Source organism: Mojavia sp. (genome assembly GCF_059505145.1).
The window spans coordinates 43686-62750 of record NZ_JCACKA010000048.1 but is presented as its reverse complement, the minus strand read 5'-3'; the positions used below and the strand labels follow the sequence as shown (position 1 = coordinate 62750).

The window sequence follows — 19065 nt, the reverse complement described above, 5'->3', positions numbered from 1 at the left end:
GTTGGAGTTGGCGTAGTATTTGCTGGTTGAGATGGTTGCGGGGTTGGAGTTGGATCGGGCTGTGTAGTGGGCGATACAGTAGGAGGTATAGGCGAATCAATCGGTTGACTGCGTTGTGGAGCTACAAGGGGTTCAGCAGCAGGGATTTGCTCAATTCCTTGTTGTACTGCTTCTGGTTGCCTTTCATCTGGCGTTTTGGCAATTCTGTATTTTCCAAAGTTTACTGGGATTTCTAAAGCACTAATGGGTAGAGAATAACTGGCAATCAATAAACTACCACCCATAGAAAGAATTGCAGCCAAGTTCAATCGGCGACGATATTTTTTATTGTTTTTTTCTAGCAACATATCACTCCTCATTTTGTGGAATTTTGCAAAAATTTATAAAGGGGGGTTCCCGACAAGCACAAAGTTTTAAAAACGAATTTTAAATTTTGAATGATTACGAAGCGACAAGCACCAATTTTATGAGCATAGGCAGTGGAATATTATCGGAATTTTCTTTGACTGTGAATTATCCAGTTACATAGCTCATTCAACATAAAGCACATTAATCAGAGAGAATGCTGCTGGCGATCGCTCCGTAAACTATTCATTTTTTATTTTAAATTGCTGAGTTACCTATAAATTAATTTCTCTATACAGAAGAATAATTTTGGCAACTTTATAGCAAAATTATTATGTCATGAATTAGTATATACCCAAACTGCAAATGGGTTTCCAGTATGCGTTGCTGCCTGAATCCCGATTGTCCAAATCCTCACAATCCTGATAGTAACAACCATTGTCACAGTTGTAATACAACATTAATATCACTGTTGAGGGGACGTTATCGTGTCATCAAAGTGCTATCTGATGAAGGCGGATTTGGCAAAACCTATCTAGCGGAAGATGTGGATAAGCTAAATGAATGGTGTGTTGTAAAGCAATTTGCACCCAAAGTCCAAGAAAGTTCTACATTGAAGAAAGCCGTTGAGCTATTTAAAGAAGAAGCAAAGCAACTGCAAAAATTGGGAGAGCATGAGCAAATTCCTACGCTTTTCGCTTACTTTGAACAAGATAATTATCTGTTTTTAGTGCAGCAATTTATTGATGGGCCAAATTTATTGCAAGAATTGCAAAAAGGGGCAATATACGGCGAAAGCAACATTATCGAACTTCTACTAGATTTACTGCCCGTCCTCAAGTTTATCCACGAGCGTGGGGTAATTCATCGGGATATCAAGCCACAGAATATTATTCGTCGTCACAGTGATGGGCGATTAGTGTTAATTGATTTTGGCTCTTCAAAACAGTTAACAGCAACAGTGCAGACTAAAATCGGGACGACCATTGGTTCACATGGTTACACCCCTATTGAACAAATGCAGGATGGCAAAGCTTATCCAGCTAGTGATTTATTCAGTTTGGGTGCGACTTGCTTTCATTTACTAACTGGGATTCGCCCATCTAAACTTTGGATACAACAGGGCTATGGTTGGGTTACTTCATGGCAACAATATTTGCGTAATCGGGATATAGATGGGGTAACATCAGGTGTTAATTTGGAGCAGGTTTTAGATAAGTTGTTAACAACAGACATCCAAAAACGTTATCAATCGGCTGATGAAGTACTCAGGGACTTGACAAATGAGCCATCATCAGAGCCAGTACCTGCAACCGTACTGCCAACCACATTAGTTCACAGACCATATCTGCAAAACCGATTATTAATAAATGCTGCTATTTTCCTATTGGGATTAGGGGGAGTTTGGTATTTACAGTCTCGTCCGCAGGCAATTGTTACCTCTTCTAATCCTGTTCAACCTACAGAAAATTTTATTCAATCCAACAGCCTCAAGGGACATTCCAGTGATGTGAACTCTGTAGCTTTTGCTGCTGATGGTGTTACCTTGGCTAGTGGCAGTGACGACAAGACAATCAAACTTTGGAATACAGAAACTGGAAAAGAAATCCGTTCTTTAAAGGGTCACTCTGGATGGGTTTGGACTATTGCCTTGAGTCATAATGGCAAAACCCTTGCTAGTGGCAGTAACGATAAGACAATCAAACTGTGGAATACAACAACCGGGAAGGAAATTTTTACACTGAAAGGCCATTCTCAGGGAATTGCTACTGTTAGCTTAAGTCCTGATGGCAAAATTCTTGCCAGTGGCAGCTTAGACAAAACAATTAAACTGTGGAATCTAGCAAATGGGCAGGTAATACGCACCTTGGAGGGACATTCTAACGCGGTTTCTTCTATTGCTTTTAGTCCTGATGGTAAGACTCTTGCCAGTGGTAGTTGGGATAGGAAGATTAAACTGTGGAATTTAGCGACAGGGAAGGAAATTCGTACCCTAGAAGGGCATTCTGAATTAGTTCAGTCTGTGGCTTTTAGTCCTGATGGTGTGACTCTTGCTAGCGGTAGTAAGGACAAGACAATCAAATTATGGAATCTAGTGACGGGAAAAACAATTCATACCTTAAAGGCGCATTCCGAAAAGGTGAATTCTGTTGCTTATGTACCAAAGGCAGGCAATGACAAATTAAACATTGTAACCCTTGTCAGTGGCAGTAGTGATAATACAATTAAACTTTGGAATACAGCAACTGGGCAAGAAATCCGCACTTTAACACAAGATTCTGGCTACATTTATTCTGTAGCCATCAGCCCTGATGGAAAAACTATTGCCAGTGGTGGTAGTGCTGGAAATATTCTCAAAATTTGGCAAATTTCTAAGTAAGAAGTACTAATAGTAATTCGTAATTAAGAAATACAGACGTAGGGTAGGCATTGCCTACCTTACATTACTCAAGATTTGGCAAATTTATGATGAAAATCAACCTATCGGATTTTTTCATCAAAGCAGTTAACAAAAAATGCGACTTCCAGCGGATATCAATCTCCAGCTAACGATTGATTCTAGCTCTGCGAAAACTTAATAAGCTGTAACTATAAATAAATTTCGGAAATTGAGTTGAGGAATTTGAACGTGAAACACTCTGATGTATCCAAGGTTTTGGGAAGTACTGTTTTAGCACTAAGTTTAGCTGTTCTGCCTGCTTCTGCTCAGACGACTACTACTCCTGATGGCACGGCTACAGATACCACCACTACCACTACTACAGACCGTCCTCTTACCGATGGTAATTATGCGGATGGCGATTGGGGTTTGTTGGGATTACTTGGTTTGTTTGGTCTGTTCGGTCGTAAGAGCCGCAGAGACGATCAATCTACAGCTTACGGCACTCGTGATGTGGTAGGCTCTTCTGGTTCCCGTTCTAATTATTAATTTAGATTGGCTCTCCAATTTTGGGTAAATTCTACGAATAGGTTTTGGTTGTAGCCTGCTGTTGTATGCAGGCTTTGCTCTATGCTTGCAGGGAATTTTTTACTTGTTAATTGCACCCCTAACCAAAATTACTGTACTTTCTACACCAGAGGCGATCGCTTCTGGAATATTACCTTGAATTGCCTGTTGTAATAATCCCTCACGAGAAGCTCCCAAAACAACTACATCGTAATTTTCTGTTTTGACTAGGTTAATCACGCCTTCAGAAACAGAATCAGCCTTAACTGGGGTAGCAACTACAGTACTAGACAAGTTGCGACGGCGCATGAGTTGACGGATTGCTTGTTCTAATACTGTCATATCTGGCTCTAACTCAGATGGCTTAAACACGCGTGTCAGCCGAATTTGTGGATCTTCTCCCAATGTCACCAAAGCAGGAAGCAATTTAATTGCCTCGCGCGCATTCGGGCCACCAGCCATTGGTACTAGCCAGCGGTTAAATTGCAGAGAGGCGGGCAAAGGAGGAGAAAAAGACAGAGGAGGAGAGACAGAAAAGGGAGGATGAGAATAAAGGGGTAGAGGGGATGACTGTTGAGTGTTACCTAATTTCACAAGCACCACATCACAGGTGGCTTGGCGAATGATGGTATCTACAACATTGCCAAAAATCCGGCCAGGGGTGGAAGTGTTACCTTTCCAACCCATTAAAATTAAATCGATATGTCGTTCGTTGACTGCTTCCAAAATTGCCTGAGCGACATCATGGGCAACTCGAATCTGCGTATGCAGTGGGATTCGCAACTTTTTCGCCAAAACTTCGGCTTGTCGAAGTAAGCGGCGGCTTTTTGCTGTGCTGACTTGGGTTTCTGTTGGGGAACTGTGGCGCGATACTAAGATAACTTGTACACACTCAATTTCAAAGTGGCGATCGCGGGCAATTGCTGCTGCCATTTGTAATAAAGTACCTGCTGTTTCAGGATTAGCCACTGTCACCAATAATCTACCTCTGCCGATGCTTGGCGCTCGCGTTTGGTAAACTACATAAGAAGGTTCTGGTTGCGGCCCTAAAGTTGCGGTTTCACAATTAAGATGGTCTGCTTCGGCTCGAATAATATCTGCACGAGTAATAATTCCAATTAATTTTCGTCCTTCCACTACTGGCAAGCGACTGATTTGATAACGATCTAGCAAATACAGCACATTGCTGAGATTGTGAATAGGTGTGACCGTCATCGGTCTAGGTGTCATAATTGCGCGTAAGGCAGTATCGTTTGGTAAGTTGCGATCGCGTATTTTGAGTAAATCTGATTGTGTGACAATCCCTACTAATTTACATTCCTCAACTACTGGAAAACCCCGATGATGGGAACGAGAGAATGCTTGTATGGCTTCATCCATACTCATCTCTACATCCAGGGTTTCCACTCGTTGTTGCATAACATCTTTGGCGGTTAACTTTGTTAGTATCCCCTCTATAGGAGCGTCTTTAGTCAGGGTGATGCCGTTCAATTGTAAAAGTTTTTCATAAAGCGAACCAGGCACTACCTTTTCTGCCATCAAGTAAGATGTTACACAAACAATCATCAAGGGTAACACCAAGTTAAAATCTGTTGTCATTTCAAAGACAATCACAATTGCCGTGATTGGTACTTTAGAAACGGCGCTAAAAAATCCTCCCATTCCGGCTAAAGCATAGGTAGTAGGAGAACCACCTCCCAAAAGTTGAGACTCACCCACACCAACTATGTGTCCTAAACAAGAACCCAAAATTAGGCTGGGAGCAAATAAGCCTCCAGGTGCGCCTGAACCAAATGCTACTAATGTCAGAACGAACTGAGCCACAAATGCGATCGCTGCTAAGAAAGCATTAGCCTCACCAGTAATTAAATACTCCCTTAAACCTGTATTATCACGGAATGATGCTGGAAGAATTGCCACGACGACACCAGAAATTAAGCCAGCTAAGGCTACTCGTAGCGGTAAACTGATATGCAATCTTCTGTAAAGCTTTATGCTAAAAACTAGCCCCTGATTAAATAATGCACCCAATAAACCTGCCAAGATACCCAACAGCAGGAAAAAGGGAATTTCTGGTATGGAGAATTGGCTAGAGGATTGGGTCAATTGCAGATTCAGATCCAGACTACCGCCGCCCAACAATCGAGATATGACTCCACCAATAAACGAGGCAATAATAGCAGTTCCCAGGGTTAGTCCTGATAAGTCCTGAAGTAATTCCTCTACGATAAACAATACGCCAGCGATCGGGGCATTAAAAGCGGCTGCCAAACCAGCCCCAGCACCAGCAGCAATCATCTGTCGCCGATGATCTGGGGAAGTGGGAACCCAACGGCTCATCCCTGCTGCCAAACCTGCCCCAACATGGACGGTGGGGCCTTGTCGCCCTAGAGTTATCCCTGAACCTAAAACGATGATGGCGCTGAGTAATTTTACTGCTGCCACGCGCCAAGATAATGTCATCGGCACATTCGCAAGAGTCGCTTTAACTTGAGGTATACCGCTACCCGCCGCCTCTGGAGCTACCCGTTGCACCAACCAACCCGCCAAGAAACCGAAAATCATGCCAACTGCGGGTAGAGCCAGCCATACTGGTAAAATGTTGGCACTATGGACTCGCCATGTCCCCAGCCATCCCGACCCTACTTTAAGGAACACCGCTGATAGGGCGGCCACGAGACCGATAACAGAAGCTTCTGCGATCGCTAAACCTTTCCTTGGCTGCCACAAACTGCGAAAGCGCTGAGTCAGAACAGGAAGCGACATAAAATTCAAATTTAAAAATTCAAAATTCAAAAAGAAATAATTCAAAGGTTAAAAAACCCTTATCCTATTATTCTTCCCAGCTTCAGCAGGTAAATCCTGATATTCAATTTAATTGTGAAGCTAATATCTTGTCCGGCAAATTGCCTATGATAAATCAGCCCTCACCCACCTCTACCAGGGTTCAAGGAAAGGTCTGGCCAGAAGTATCAGTAATTTAATGAACAAGATATAAGTTCTCAAATCTGTAGAATACTACTCTATCAAACTAAAGACCATCAGTTTTGTTACTTGGTTTATCTATGAATATGCGATTGATTTTGAATTTTTAATTGTTGCGGCTGGTAGTGGATAGCCCCTCTACTATCAAAGAGGGAGTGTAACAAGAGCCATTCCAATCAGCATCGCCGCCTAAAGTTACTAATTCTTTGAGGGCTGAGTAGATATTGCCAGCAACCATTGTATCTTTAACACGCCCAATTACTTGACCATTTTGCACACGGTAGCCCAACTCAATATTGATTGAAAAGTCGCCAGAAATGCCGCCACCACCACCAAGCATTTGATCCACAATCAAGCCATCATCCATTTGTCGAATCAAATCTTGCAGTGATGCATAACCGGGCTGGATCAGAAAATTAAATAAACCAGGGGTGGGATAGCTGCCCAAACTAGGACGAAAACCATTGCCTGTGCTACCAATACCTAATTGGCGTCCAGTAGTGCGATCGCTATAAAAATGTTGTAAAATTCCGTTTTGGATAAATACCAAAGAATTCGTAGCAGAGCCTTCATCGTCAAAGGGGCAACTGTAAGGCCCAGCTTGGGGGTCTTGGTAGAGGGTGAGATTAGGTGCAAGTACGGGTTTGCCCAAACGTTCTGCCCAAGGAGAAGCTTTTTCTAGCACACGCTTACCATTTAACGCTGCTTGCACAGTACCCCAAAGCATATCAGCAGCTTTAGACGTGAACAAAACTGGAACACGACCAGTTAGAGGTGGAACATTTTCTCTGGCCCAAAATAACCGTTGTAAAATTTGGAGAGCTAGTTTCTCCGGGTCTAGTTCGTTCCGTTGGGTTTGACCATCAGAAACGCTTAAAAAATCATCACCTCGTACCCATTCGGCTGACATATAACAGCTGAGGGTGGTGTCGGTGTAGTAGCAATCTAAACCTTGGGTATTTACCAATCTGGTAGTTTCAACATCACATTCCCAGTCACTATTGCAAACAACATCTGGATAGGTATCACGAATTAGGGCGATCGCTTCTTTGCCCCAGTCTACTAAAACTTCTATAGGCACATTTTTACCCAAATTTGGGTAGGACGGCCGAGAGTTACTAGCTAACTCTACTGGTTCTGGTTGATTAAGTTGGCTCAAGGCTAAAGACCTTTCGACCATAGCTTGTGGTTCCACAGAACCGTAAGCCACCGTTAATCCGGGACATCCATTGCGCCACAACCGTAGTGCTGTGCCTTCAGATTGGCTGGTTTCAAGCTGCTTGAGGCGGTTGGCCTCAAAAAAGACTGGTCGAGAAAGCGATCGCGACTGATACACTTCAGCAGCTTCTGCTCCAGACTTGATGGCTAGTTCCAGCAAATATTCTGCTAGCGTATCTTGTGATGAAAAATTTTCAGAACCCATGACCCTTGGTAAATTGTGGATGTGGATTTTGAACCGCAGATGGACAAGGCAGTGCGTTGGGGAGCCACTGCGCCCTTACGAGTTTCCCGGCTTGTACTCCAAAGGAGAACCCGCAGGGTAGCAAGTGGCGTCGGCTTTGCCGACTTGTAGCAACTGTCGCGCAGATCATTATCCCAAATCATCGACATCTATCAGTGTGTATCAGCCGTTGCTGTTTTGGGTTAGTAATTAGTAATTAGCCATGAATGGCTAGTTATTGGTCAAGAGCCATTAGTGCCCTTCTTGTTGATCCTCGTCCCGATTTCTCACTACCCTGCCATTAATTTACGGCAGATTGACATCTTGTAACAGCCAAAATCCAGCAAAAGATTCTGCTTGGGGATTTGATTGCACACCGATAAAATGCACTCCATTGGCTTTTTGCTTTGCTGCTTCAAAACCTTTTGCTTCTGCCAGAGTTTGAGGGTTTTTGATATTTGCCAAAATCCAGCTTTCAGTCACACCAGTTTCTAAAATTAATCGTGACCCAACACTTGTGTCAAATTTCAAGACAGCTAAATCCAAACCAGACATCCAGCCTGCTAAGGGTAAGGCTCTAGGTGAGAAAATCAAAACACCTGGAATGCGGGTTTCTGGCGAAACTTGCGCCAATTCTAGAGGGAAAGCTTCACTAAAACCAATTTCCCACTCTGGCATATCCATCAAATCAGCAGCTGATAAGGAGACAAAAACCCACTGCTGTCCTTCCAAAGCATCTGGTAACCTTTGAGGTAAAGGGCTTTCTAAACGCACCGAAGGATTTGCTCCCCCTTGATACCCTGGCTCATTAGGGTACACTTCCTCTATCCGCTGTTGTAGCCATTGATTGAGAACCAAAGTCCGGCGGCTAGGCTGGGCAGGTATACCCACATCCTGGCAAGCTTTAGTAATCATGTTGTTCATTTGGCGGCGGAAAAAGCGGATTTTGATTGGTGCTTCTCCTGCTTTGGTAATAGCCTCCTGCAACGCCGCCCGCAACCAGCCCGAATTTACCTGAGTACTGGGGCAATATTGAGCATAGCGAAACAGAGAATCTGTTTTTGCGCGAATATCTAAAGGACTTTCACAGATTAAGACTTCCCAAAGTTTTTTCTGATTTTCGTCCAGAACTGGACGAGAGTAAAAATCGAGTTCCCAAATACTGCCCATTTTTTAAGGTGAAAATCTGGCTGTTATATTTTCCTATTATTTTGATCATACGAGTCTTGGGGCAGCATCGGACATGAACAATGAGCGCTGAGTTCTAAGTGCTGAGTTCTGATTATGGAGTGGGAATAGTAAATAAAAATACTCGTTGCTCAAAACTACTCAACTTAGAACTGAAAGTATTTAGGAAATCTGGTGTGCTAATCCAATGAACAGGAGCCTATAAAATGTTTAAATGGCTGAACTACTGGCAAAGAGCGATCGCTCTATCCAAGCCTGCTGTAGAGGAGCAATCACCGCCACCTCCTACAACCTTTCTTCATCCAGCCCTCCGCCACACCGTTGCTCAAACATTACCGTATCAGCTTGCAGTTGATCCACTAGAGTCCAGCTTGTTTTATCGATCGCTTGAGGGAAAGATTGTGAGTTGTTCGTTAGCTTCTGGCGCAATTAAGTGGCAATCTGAAGAATCTGGCTATCCACTACGAGTCACAGATTAAATCCTTTGGGCGGTGCAAAGTGACGCGATCGCGGCATATTCTACAACAGATGGTCAACTGCTGATGCGATCAAATCAGTTGTGGCTACCTGGTGAAGTCACTTACTCAGTGTGTGATTTACTTCAGCAAACCTTGCAGATCCATTTACTTTATATTCACCAATGGATGGGAGGAACTCCTGGCCCTTCCCGTAAAAGTGAAGCAAAATATCAGATTAATCTGATTACTGGAGAAGTCACTGAGATATATAAAGGTGATGATTATGCTTTTGGCTTGGCTCATGATAATTGGCATCAAGACAATGGGCAAGTCTATCCATTGGTTTCTGGTGAATTGCTTTTGAAAACAAACCACCCTAGAGGAAGTTACAATTCTGCTCAATTACACAGCGCTTCAGTATTCATTGACTACTACTACACTGACGACAGAACTCAAAAAATTGTATTAAATGTCTTTAGTAACCAGCCTCCCTATTCAAAGCAGTGGGAAGCTATCATCAAGGAATTTCCTCCAGAACCGCCAAGACCGCAGTATTGCTAACTCTCAGTCTACTTGCAAGTTTATGAGGTACAGTACCAACAGTTTGTCAACCAGTTCTTTAAATATTTGGCTTTGACAGCGTTTTTTAAGGTAAATGAAGTGTACACGTAGGAGGTAGGGGCACAACAATGTTGTGCCCTTACAATAATTTTTACCTCACTCATTTATTTGCAATCTGCTGTATATACTTTATTTTTAATTCACGAGTATTAAAGACTCGTCCGCGAGTATCAAAGACTCATTAATGGAGTTCAAAGACTCGTCCGCGAGTATAAAAGACTCATTCACGAGTATTAAAGACTCATTCACGAGTATCAAAGACTCATTCACGAGTATCAAAGACTCGTCCGCGAGTATAAAAGGCTCATTCACGAGTATAAAAGGCTCATTCACGAGTATAAAAGACTCGTCCGCGAGTATCAAAGACTCATTCACGAGTATCAAAGACTCATTCACGAGTATCAAAGACTCGTCCGCGAGTATCAAAGACTCATTCACGAGTATCAAAGACTCATTAATGGAGTTCAAAGCCTCATTCACGAGTATTAAAGATACAGCCGTAGTCAGATAGGTTATAGCAATTCAAATAATGTTTGCTACAGATAAATTATTTGTAAGTAAGGGCACAACATTTTTGTGCCCCTACCCATCTGTCGCATTCTTTTTTCAAATTGGTATAACTACTTTCAAGTTAAGGACTTGCAGAAAATAAATTATCCAATTTACTCAGATAATAATATTTTTCTTTATCCCCCTGCCCCCTGCGCTCTGCTCCCCTGCCTACACAGCGATGGGATATTTTTTTAGTTGGAAGTCTCTAATTCTCCACCGCACCCAGTGCTTTCAATGTGGCTATCTGCGCTTTTGTCAAGCCTGTAACCCCGGTGATGTTCATATTCTCATAAGGTCTTTCGACTATCAGCGTCTTGAAACACTTACCTGTTTTGACATCCCATAGTTTTATCGTTCCATCGCCGCTACCACTAGCTAAGGTTTGACCATTGGGATGAAACGCGACTGACCAAACTCGATTAGTATGTCCCTGTAAGGTGTAGATACATTTGCCGTCACTAACTGACCATAACCTGATAGTTTGGTCATCACCGCCGCTGGCTAAAGTTTGCCCATCAGGACTAAAAGTAACTGACCAAATCCAATTAGTATGTCCTTGGAGAACTTTCAGGCATTTACCATCATTGAGTGACCACAGCCGCACTGTTTGGTCATTAGCGCCACTAGCTAAAAGTTGCCCATTAGGGCTAAATGCTACTGGCCCAACTTGGCCAGTGTGACCCTGTAAAACTTTGAGGCATTTAGCATCATTGACTGACCACAGCCTCACGGTTTGGTCATAACCAGCACTAGCAAAAAGTTGCCCATCGGGACTAAATGCTACTGACCATACCTGATTAGTACTATCCTGTAAAACTTTTAGACACTTACCCTCACTAACTGACCATAGCCTGACTGTTCTGTCATTACTGCCACTAGCTACAATTTCACCATTGGGGCTAAATGCTATTGACCCCACTTTATGAGTATGTTCCGCTAAAACGTTCAGGCACTTACCATCTTTAACTGACCATAACCGAACTGTTCGATCATTGCTGCAACTAGCTAAAATTTCTCCATTAGGGCTGAAAACAACTGACCGTACTTGTTGAGTATGTGCGTTGAAAATTTTGCGGCATTGATGATTACTGAGTGCCCAAAGCCTCACCTTTTGGTCAAAACTACCACTGGCTAAAGTTTCACCGTCGGGGCTGAAGGCTACTGAGTCTACAGCATTAATGTAGCCCTGAAAAACTTTGAGGCATTTACCATCATTAACTGACCACAGCCTGACTGTTTGGTCATAAGCACCACTAGCTAAAATTTTACCATCAGGGCTAAATACTACTGACCAAATTTCATGAGTATGTCCTTGCAAAATTTGGTAGCATTGTCCGTCCCTAGCTGACCAAAGCCTCACTGTTTGGTCAGAACTACTACTGGCAATAGTTTGGCTATCAGAACTAAATTTAACTGACAAGACTCTATCAGTATGCCCATGCAGTACTTGCAAGCACTGACCATCACTAACCGACCATAGCCTCACAGTAGTATCATGACTGCCGCTAGCGAGAATTTTGCCATCTGGACTAAATGCTACTGACCGCAGCTTATCAGTATGTCCTTGAAGAACTTGCAAGCACTTACCGTCATTAACTGACCAAATTCTTAGGCTTTGGTCAAAACTGCCACTGGCAACACTTTGACTATCAGGACTAAAGGCTACTGACCAAACCTCACGAGTATGTCCTTGAAGAACTTGCAAGCACTTACCGTCATGGACTGACCAAATTCTCAGGCTTTGGTCAACACTGCCACTAACTAAAAGTTGACCATCAGAACTATATGCTATCGACTCTACGCGATCGCTATGTCCCTGTAAAGTTTGGATGCACTTACCGTCACTTACTTTCCATAGTTTGATAGTTTTGTCAACACTACCACTCGCTAAAAGTTGACCATCAGGGCTAAAGGCTACTGACCGGACAAAACCTGTATGACCTTTGCAAATTAAAATTTGTTGACCATCATCAATCTGCCATAAGCGAATTTCGCCATTAGCATCGCCTGTAGCCAAAATTTTGCCATTGGGACTGAAGGCTACTGAAAAAATAGTCGCTAAAATATCTGTAAAAACTGACCTTTCTAGAGCAACATTAACTAATTTTAGCTGCTGTAAATTAGCTCCCTTAAGGTAAGCTTGCCAAAGTGTCAGATTAGAAAAGTCATAATTGCTTAAATCTGTTTGGAGGTAGCAAAGTAGATTTAAAATATTGCCGCCTATATACCCTGGTTGATGGGTAAAATTTTCTCGTAAGGTTGAGAGGATTTGCGTTAACTTATTTTCAATTTTTTTATTATTTAACAGTAAATCAAGTAACCTTTCGGCAAGAGGTTTAATAATGAAACGAATTTGAGCTTCTCTGATGTAATCTTTAGCAGTTGCTTTCATCAAAGCATAGCGATTTAAAAATTCTCTTTCTCCACTAATAATGCCTTCACTGACTTCTGCAATTAAGCGATCGCTCAAATATTCCATCACCACAGGTTGCAATGTAAATAGTGACGTAATTTTTTCGATTAGCGACCTTCTAACTAATGACTGTAACGCCTCCACTAAACTTGACTGAGATGCCAGTGAGACAATATCCTCTCGTAATTCTGCTATACCAATAGGTTCTCGATTAATCGCCAACCAATACATTACTTCTTTTTCCAATTCTGACAGGCGATTAAATTGCTGGTCTAAAAGCTCACGAATTCCCCCAAATACTACAGTATCCTGGGCTAAGAATTCTGAAATATTACCATCAAATAATTCTTTAATAGTGGTAGAGATTATTTTTAATGCTAACGGATGACCTTTATAAAAATCGATGAGTTGGACTTCTTCTGCTTGTGTGCCTGACAATCCCTGAGTATGAAAAATTTCTTCGCCGTCTACTGCTTTTAAACCAGTTAGCTGCAAAGAACGCACGGGCAGAGTTTCTCCTTCTGATGCGGCAATTTCTTGCGGTTTCTCTCTACTTGTCAGGATGAGACAACTTTGATGAGATGTGCCACCGATGCGTTTGAGTAATTCTCCATAAGCTTCATAGCCTTCTCGATATGCTAAAGCACCTGGCTGTAAAATTGACTCAGCATTATCCAGTACTAACAAACATTTTGATGAGCGCAGATAATCAATCAGTAGAGAAATGCGATCGCCTACATCTTCGGGTAAATCAGTTTGCTGCTGGTTTGATAAAAACTTGATCAATTCTGCCAAAATTTCTTGTATTGGTGGAGCATTCCTGAGACTGCGCCAGATTACATAGCCAAATTGATCCTGAATTTGTTGTGCCAGTTTAATAGATAGTGAAGTTTTGCCAATTCCCCCCATCCCCAAAAGTGAAACTAATCGGCAGCGTTCTTGCACAATCCACTTGGTTAATTTGTCAAGTTCTTCAGCGCGACCATAAAAAACTGACACATCAACTGCTTCTCCCCAATCGATGCGATGTGGAGTTTGAGATTTGGGATTGAGGATTGCAGGTTGATTAGGGTTGCCTTTTTCAACTCTTTCAATTGCTAGCTGCTTTTCTCGTCGTTTATCTACGAAGTCCAGCACCTGCACGACGCTGGCAATAAAGCCGATTAAGCCCACAACAAAGCCAATAGTAGCTGAGATAGGGTCCATGTTTTCAGTGCCCTACTTAGGGAATTGCTGAGTTAAATTTAACATTTTGCAGAATTGGCAACAGTTTACCAGAAGAGAACAAGGTGAATTGAAGACAAAGGGAAGAAGTTATTCATACTTCTTCTATAAGTTGACGAATCAGTATTAAGGATTGTATCTTAATACATAACGATCGTTCGATATAAATAAGCCGAGTTATGCCCAAGATTGTTGACCATGAACAATACCGTAAAGAATTGCTCGGCAAGTGCTTCGATTTATTTGCCCAAAAAGGTTATGGTTCGATTACCATGCGGCAAATTGCCCAAAGTTTAGGAGTTTCGACTGGCACACTGTATCACTACTTTCCCAGTAAGCAAGCTTTGTTTGAGCAATTGCTAGAAGAAATTAGTCAGCAAGATGTGGCGATAGCATTAGCAGAGTTGGGAGAAAGAAAAATTTTGCCAGAGGCAATGGAAGCACTAGGAAGATATTTGGTAAAAAATGAAGATTACTTTATTAAATGGACTTATATTTGGGTTGATTTTTGCCAAAATAAAGATTCTGAGCAAATGAAAGGAAGTGCTGTAGTGAAGCGTGCCAATCAACGCTACCAGCAAGCAGCCTGTAATTTTATCGGCATTCAAGATCCTGTTTTAGCTTCCTTTGTGTTGAGTTTCGTCAATGGTTTAATTTTGGAAAAACTATGGGGTGACGAAACGATTGATTTTTGTGAACAATGCGTCTTGCTAGGAAAAATGTTAACGGCATATTTGCAGCAATCAGTTTCTCATAATGCAGCTAATTGCAAAAAATAACTGCTAGCAGTTACGTTGTATTCCATACACCAACTTAAATTTTAATAGAGGGGAAAAATGGGTCAGAGGCTGTTATTTAAACCTAAGAATCAAGGGTTAATTGCATTAGTAGTTGCGGCTACTGCAATTACAGGTGGAATTGTTGTTTATGCTGTTTCTCAGTTTGGGCAAGCTAGCCGCACTACCTCAGATGAAGCTGTACCAACTACACCAATTGTGCAGAAGGTAACGGCTTTAGGAAGACTGCAACCAGAAGCAGAGGTACTTAGCTTGTCTGCACCGTTGGCGTTAGATGGCGATCGCATTGCCCAAATCCTTGTTCAAGAAGGCGATCGCGTCAAAGCTGGGCAAGTAATAGCAATTTTAGATTCACGCGATCGCTTACAAACTGCGGTATTACAAGCACAAAAACAAGTTCAAGTGGCTCAAGCTAAACTCGCGCAAGTCAAAGCTGGAGCCAAAACCGGACAAATTCAAGCACAGCAAGCAACTGTTGAGCGCTTACAAGCCCAATCCCAAGGAGATAGAGAAAGCCAACAAGAAGCGATCGCTCGCCTGGAAGCACAATGGAAAGGAGATAGGATTGCACAAGAGGCGACAATTGGCAAGCTAGAGGCAGAACTCAACAATGCCCAAGCTGAATATCTGCGTTATCAACAATTATATTCCCAAGGTGCAATTTCTAATTCTGCGTTTGACACTAGGCGCTTGAGTTTAGAAACTGCAAAACAGCAACTTGACGAAGCCAAAGCAGTTCTCAACCGCATTAACTCCACTGCTAGCCGCCAACTGGCTGAAGCTAAAGTTGCACTCAACCGCATTAACTCCACTAGTAACAAGCAAATCAGCGAAGCCCAAGCCACACTCAACAGTATTGCAGAAGTCCGCCCAGTGGATGTAGCCGCAGCGCAAACTGAAGTTGAAAATGCGATCGCCTCACTTAAACATGCCCAAACCGACTTAGCAGCAGCTTACATCAAAGCACCAACAACAGGACAAATTCTCAAAATTCATAAACGAGCCGGTGAAAAAATTGGTGATGCTGGCATTGCAGACTTCGCTCAAACTGATCAGATGATTGCAGTGGCAGAAGTTTATCAAACCGATATCAGTAAAGTAAAACTAGGACAAAAAGCAGTAATTTCCAGCCAGGGATTTACTGGTGAACTGCGCGGCAGAGTTTCGCAGATTGGCTTGCAGGTAAACCGACAAAACGTCTTCAGCAACCAGCCAGGAGAAAATCTCGATAGCCGAGTCATTGAAGTGAAAATTCGCCTTAATCCTCAAGATAGCAAGCGAGTTGCAGGTTTAACTAACCTACAAGTGCAGACAGCAATTGAATTATAAAGCCATACAAAATCAGGAGATTTCATCATGCTGAAAGTTATATATCTTCTGCTTTGCATTTTGGGAACAGTTTTACCTTATTCGCAGTTTATGCCATTTCTTTTAGAGAACAGTCTTGATATCCAACTTTTTTTTGAACAGCTATTTGCTAACAGAATTTCTGGTTTTTTTGGCATGGATGTGATTGTTTCATCTCTTGTACTCTGGGTGTTTGTGTTCCGGGAAGGGAAACGCCTAAAAATGCAAAATCTTTGGATTTACATCGCTTCTAATCTTTTAGTTGGCGTTTCTCTTGGTCTGCCTTTATTTCTCTTAATGCGGCAATATCAACTTGAACAGCAGATTGAAACTGTAAACTCTTAACTACCTTTGATATTGAGGCTGAAGCAAAATGTTTTCTCATCTATTTCGCAAAACTCCGCTAGCTTGGCGGCAGTTAATGAAAGAAAAAACGCGCCTAGCAGTTGCAGTGGCAGGTATTACCTTTGCCGATATGCTGATGTTTATTCAGTTGGGGTTTGAAAGTGCCCTATTTGATGCAGCCGTCCAACCACATCGCAATTTAAAGGCAGATTTAGTTTTAATTAATCCCCAATTTCAAACTTTGTTCTCGGTGAAAAGCTTTTCTCGTGAACGGCTGTATCAGGCATTGGGTTACGACGGTGTGCAGTCAGTCAATTCCCTATACATTAGTACCGGACAGTGGCGGAATCCCGAAACACGTCTTGATCGTGCCATATTAGTCTGGGGTGTCGATCCGGCACAACCTGCATTCAAATTTCCCGAAATTCAACAAAACCACGATGATCTGAAGCAGTTGTATCAAGTTTTGTTTGACCAAGCAGGTCGTCCAGAGTACGGGGATGTTGGCACTATCTTTAAAAAAACAGGCAACTTTCAAACAGAACTTAATAGCAAAGCCGTCAATGTTAAAGGCATATTTAGCAACGGTGCTTCCTTTGCTGCTGATGGCAATGTCATCACTAGTGACTCCACATTTCTGCAATTATTCCCAGAACGTAAACCCGATCGCATTGAAGTTGGTTTGATTACTCTTAAACCTGGCGTTAATCCCGAAAAAGTCCAAGCGCAACTTGCTGCTGGTTTACCTAATGATGTAAAAGTTCTCACTCCTGAAGGCTTTGCCGAAACTGAAAAGACTTATTGGGCCACGGGAACTGGTATTGGTTTCATTTTTGGTTTGGGTGTGGGAGTCGGGTTTATTGTAGGTATCGTCATTGTCTACCAAGTTCTTTACGCCGATGTTTCCGATCACCTGCCAGAATACGCCACCCTCAAAGCAATGGGCTATAGCGATCGCTATTTATTAGGAGTTCTGCTACAAGAAGCATTATTTTTAGCTTTCTTAGGTTATTTTCCGGCTTTTTTCCTTTCTTTTGGGCTGTATCAAATTACCTACGCTGCCACATTGCTACCTATTTTTATGAAGCTGGATCGAGCAATATCTGTCTTTATTTTGACCGTGATTATGTGTAGTGTTTCTGGGGCGATCGCTATGCGAAAATTACGAGCCGCCGACCCTGCAGATATCTTTTAAGTTATCGTTATGAACTGCGTACTGAACAGGACAAGGGGCAAGATGTATTGATAGTTCTTTCACCTTGTCTCCCCTCCTGCACTCTGCCTAAACCAAATCAAAATCATACAATATCCTATGTTACAAGAATCTACCCCAGTCACTACCAACTCTCAATTTTCTAATTTAGAATCAGTAATTTCTATTAGTAAGCTCAATCATTATTTTGGTGAAGGAGCGCTACGTAAACAAGTATTATTCGATATTAATTTAGAAATTAATGCTGGTGAAATTGTAATTATGACCGGCCCCTCTGGTTCAGGAAAAACGACTCTGTTGACTCTCATGGGTGGACTGCGATCGGCTCAAGAAGGTAGCCTAAAAATCTTAGGACAGGAAATCTCTGGTGCGAAGAAACAACAGTTAACCCAACTACGCCGTCAGATTGGTTATATTTTTCAGGCACATAACCTCATGACCTTTTTAACAGCTAAAGAAAATGTACGTATGTCTTTAGAGTTACACGATCAGTTTCTCAATCAGGATATCGATACAAAAACGATCACTATGCTAGAAACGGTTGGTTTAGGAGAACATATAAATTACTACCCAGAAAAACTCTCTGGTGGACAAAAACAACGAGTAGCGATCGCCCGTGCCTTAGTCAGCCATCCTAAAATTGTTTTAGCAGACGAACCCACTGCGGCACTCGACAAAAAATCTGGGCGCGATGTCGTAGAATTAATGCAGAAGCTAGCTAAAGAACAAGACTGTACAATTTTGCTAGTTACCCATGATAACCGCATCCTTGATATTGCCGATCGCATCATTTATATGGAAGATGGTCAATTAAAAAGCGATGATATAGATGTTGTTACGAGAATGCATTAAAAAAAATTAAAATAATATTCTTTTTAAGCGTTAAAATTCAAAATACTATGCAGTTGATAATAGTTTAGCTGTTAATTTTGATTGCCAGTTTCTGCGTTGTTACTAATTTACAAAATTTATATTTAGTAATTGCAGTAGTAAATATTACTTTAGATTAAGAATATTAAATTTCAATTACGTAACTAGTGGCAATATCAGGCATTTGCAACCAATTTGATTTTATTCGTAAAATCAAACAGAAGGAGGATATGTGTTCGCTCATCAATAAAGTCGGTAAGTAGGTTGTGACGGTTCTCACCCCAAATGTGTTCGGTAATTGGATCTTTAAGAAAAATTA

General features: G+C 42.0%; 14 protein-coding genes and 1 pseudogene. 10 read left to right on the top strand and 5 right to left on the bottom strand.

Features of this window, described 5'->3' with window-relative positions:
* Positions 1 to 347 (bottom strand): annotated as a pseudogene (locus tag AC5JL8_RS09895) (peptidase); the annotation flags it as partial.
* Between the two features lie 377 nt (positions 348 to 724).
* Between AC5JL8_RS09895 and AC5JL8_RS09890 the strand changes: the two are divergent.
* Positions 725 to 2725 carry a protein kinase domain-containing protein gene (locus AC5JL8_RS09890; protein ID WP_495879613.1) on the top strand — a complete coding sequence of 667 codons (2001 nt, stop codon included), beginning with the start codon at positions 725 to 727 and terminating at the stop codon, positions 2723 to 2725.
* Between the two features lie 249 nt (positions 2726 to 2974).
* The gene (locus tag AC5JL8_RS09885) at positions 2975 to 3274 is read left to right on the top strand and encodes a WGxxGxxG family protein (RefSeq protein ID WP_495879612.1); all 300 of its coding nucleotides are present in this window, start codon (positions 2975 to 2977) and stop codon (positions 3272 to 3274) included.
* Between the two features lie 99 nt (positions 3275 to 3373).
* Here AC5JL8_RS09885 and AC5JL8_RS09880 read toward each other — a convergent pair whose 3' ends face one another.
* Both AC5JL8_RS09880 and AC5JL8_RS09875 read right to left on the bottom strand, forming a co-directional pair.
* Positions 3374 to 6058 carry a chloride channel protein gene (locus AC5JL8_RS09880; RefSeq protein ID WP_495879611.1) on the bottom strand — a complete coding sequence of 895 codons (2685 nt, stop codon included), beginning with the start codon at positions 6056 to 6058 and terminating at the stop codon, positions 3374 to 3376.
* A 325-nt stretch (positions 6059 to 6383) separates the two neighbouring features.
* Positions 6384 to 7700 carry a TldD/PmbA family protein gene (locus AC5JL8_RS09875; RefSeq protein WP_495879610.1) on the bottom strand — a complete coding sequence of 439 codons (1317 nt, stop codon included), beginning with the start codon at positions 7698 to 7700 and terminating at the stop codon, positions 6384 to 6386.
* Positions 7701 to 7715: 15 nt separating this feature from the next.
* Here AC5JL8_RS09875 and AC5JL8_RS09870 point away from each other — a divergent pair, with 15 nt between their 5' ends.
* Positions 7716 to 7850, top strand: a complete 135-nt coding sequence (locus AC5JL8_RS09870; RefSeq protein ID WP_495879609.1) for a hypothetical protein — start codon at positions 7716 to 7718, stop codon at positions 7848 to 7850.
* Positions 7851 to 8024: 174 nt separating this feature from the next.
* On the opposite strand, the gene AC5JL8_RS09865 is transcribed toward AC5JL8_RS09870, so the two are convergent.
* A complete protein-coding gene (locus AC5JL8_RS09865; RefSeq protein ID WP_495879608.1) occupies positions 8025 to 8888 on the bottom strand; it encodes a Tab2/Atab2 family RNA-binding protein in 864 nt (287 codons plus the stop codon).
* Between the two features lie 224 nt (positions 8889 to 9112).
* On the opposite strand from AC5JL8_RS09865, the gene AC5JL8_RS09860 reads away from it, so the two are divergent.
* Together AC5JL8_RS09860 and AC5JL8_RS09855 are read left to right on the top strand one after the other, a co-directional pair.
* Entirely contained in the window at positions 9113 to 9385 is a 273-nt protein-coding gene (locus tag AC5JL8_RS09860) for a hypothetical protein (RefSeq protein ID WP_495879607.1), read from the top strand.
* Positions 9386 to 9397: 12 nt separating this feature from the next.
* Positions 9398 to 9925, top strand: a complete 528-nt coding sequence (locus AC5JL8_RS09855) for a hypothetical protein (protein ID WP_495879606.1) — start codon at positions 9398 to 9400, stop codon at positions 9923 to 9925.
* Positions 9926 to 10742: 817 nt separating this feature from the next.
* On the opposite strand, the gene AC5JL8_RS09850 is transcribed toward AC5JL8_RS09855, so the two are convergent.
* Positions 10743 to 14156 (bottom strand): WD40 repeat domain-containing protein, encoded by a 3414-nt coding sequence (locus AC5JL8_RS09850; protein ID WP_495879605.1) that lies wholly within the window; start codon positions 14154 to 14156, stop codon positions 10743 to 10745.
* Positions 14157 to 14353: 197 nt separating this feature from the next.
* Here AC5JL8_RS09850 and AC5JL8_RS09845 point away from each other — a divergent pair, with 197 nt between their 5' ends.
* From AC5JL8_RS09845 to AC5JL8_RS09825, 5 genes are all read left to right on the top strand, one after another.
* Entirely contained in the window at positions 14354 to 14953 is a 600-nt protein-coding gene (locus AC5JL8_RS09845; RefSeq protein WP_495879604.1) for a TetR/AcrR family transcriptional regulator, read from the top strand.
* Positions 14954 to 15010: 57 nt separating this feature from the next.
* Positions 15011 to 16300: an ABC exporter membrane fusion protein gene (locus AC5JL8_RS09840; protein ID WP_495879603.1), complete on the top strand. Its 1290-nt coding sequence runs from the start codon at positions 15011 to 15013 to the stop codon at positions 16298 to 16300.
* Positions 16301 to 16327: 27 nt separating this feature from the next.
* The gene (locus tag AC5JL8_RS09835; protein ID WP_495879602.1) at positions 16328 to 16663 is read left to right on the top strand and encodes a DUF2834 domain-containing protein; all 336 of its coding nucleotides are present in this window, start codon (positions 16328 to 16330) and stop codon (positions 16661 to 16663) included.
* A 28-nt stretch (positions 16664 to 16691) separates the two neighbouring features.
* The gene (gene devC / locus AC5JL8_RS09830) at positions 16692 to 17858 is read left to right on the top strand and encodes an ABC transporter permease DevC (RefSeq protein ID WP_495879601.1); all 1167 of its coding nucleotides are present in this window, start codon (positions 16692 to 16694) and stop codon (positions 17856 to 17858) included.
* Positions 17859 to 17975: 117 nt separating this feature from the next.
* A complete protein-coding gene (locus AC5JL8_RS09825) occupies positions 17976 to 18728 on the top strand; it encodes a DevA family ABC transporter ATP-binding protein (RefSeq protein ID WP_495879600.1) in 753 nt (250 codons plus the stop codon).
* Positions 18729 to 19065: the final 337 nt, after the last annotated feature.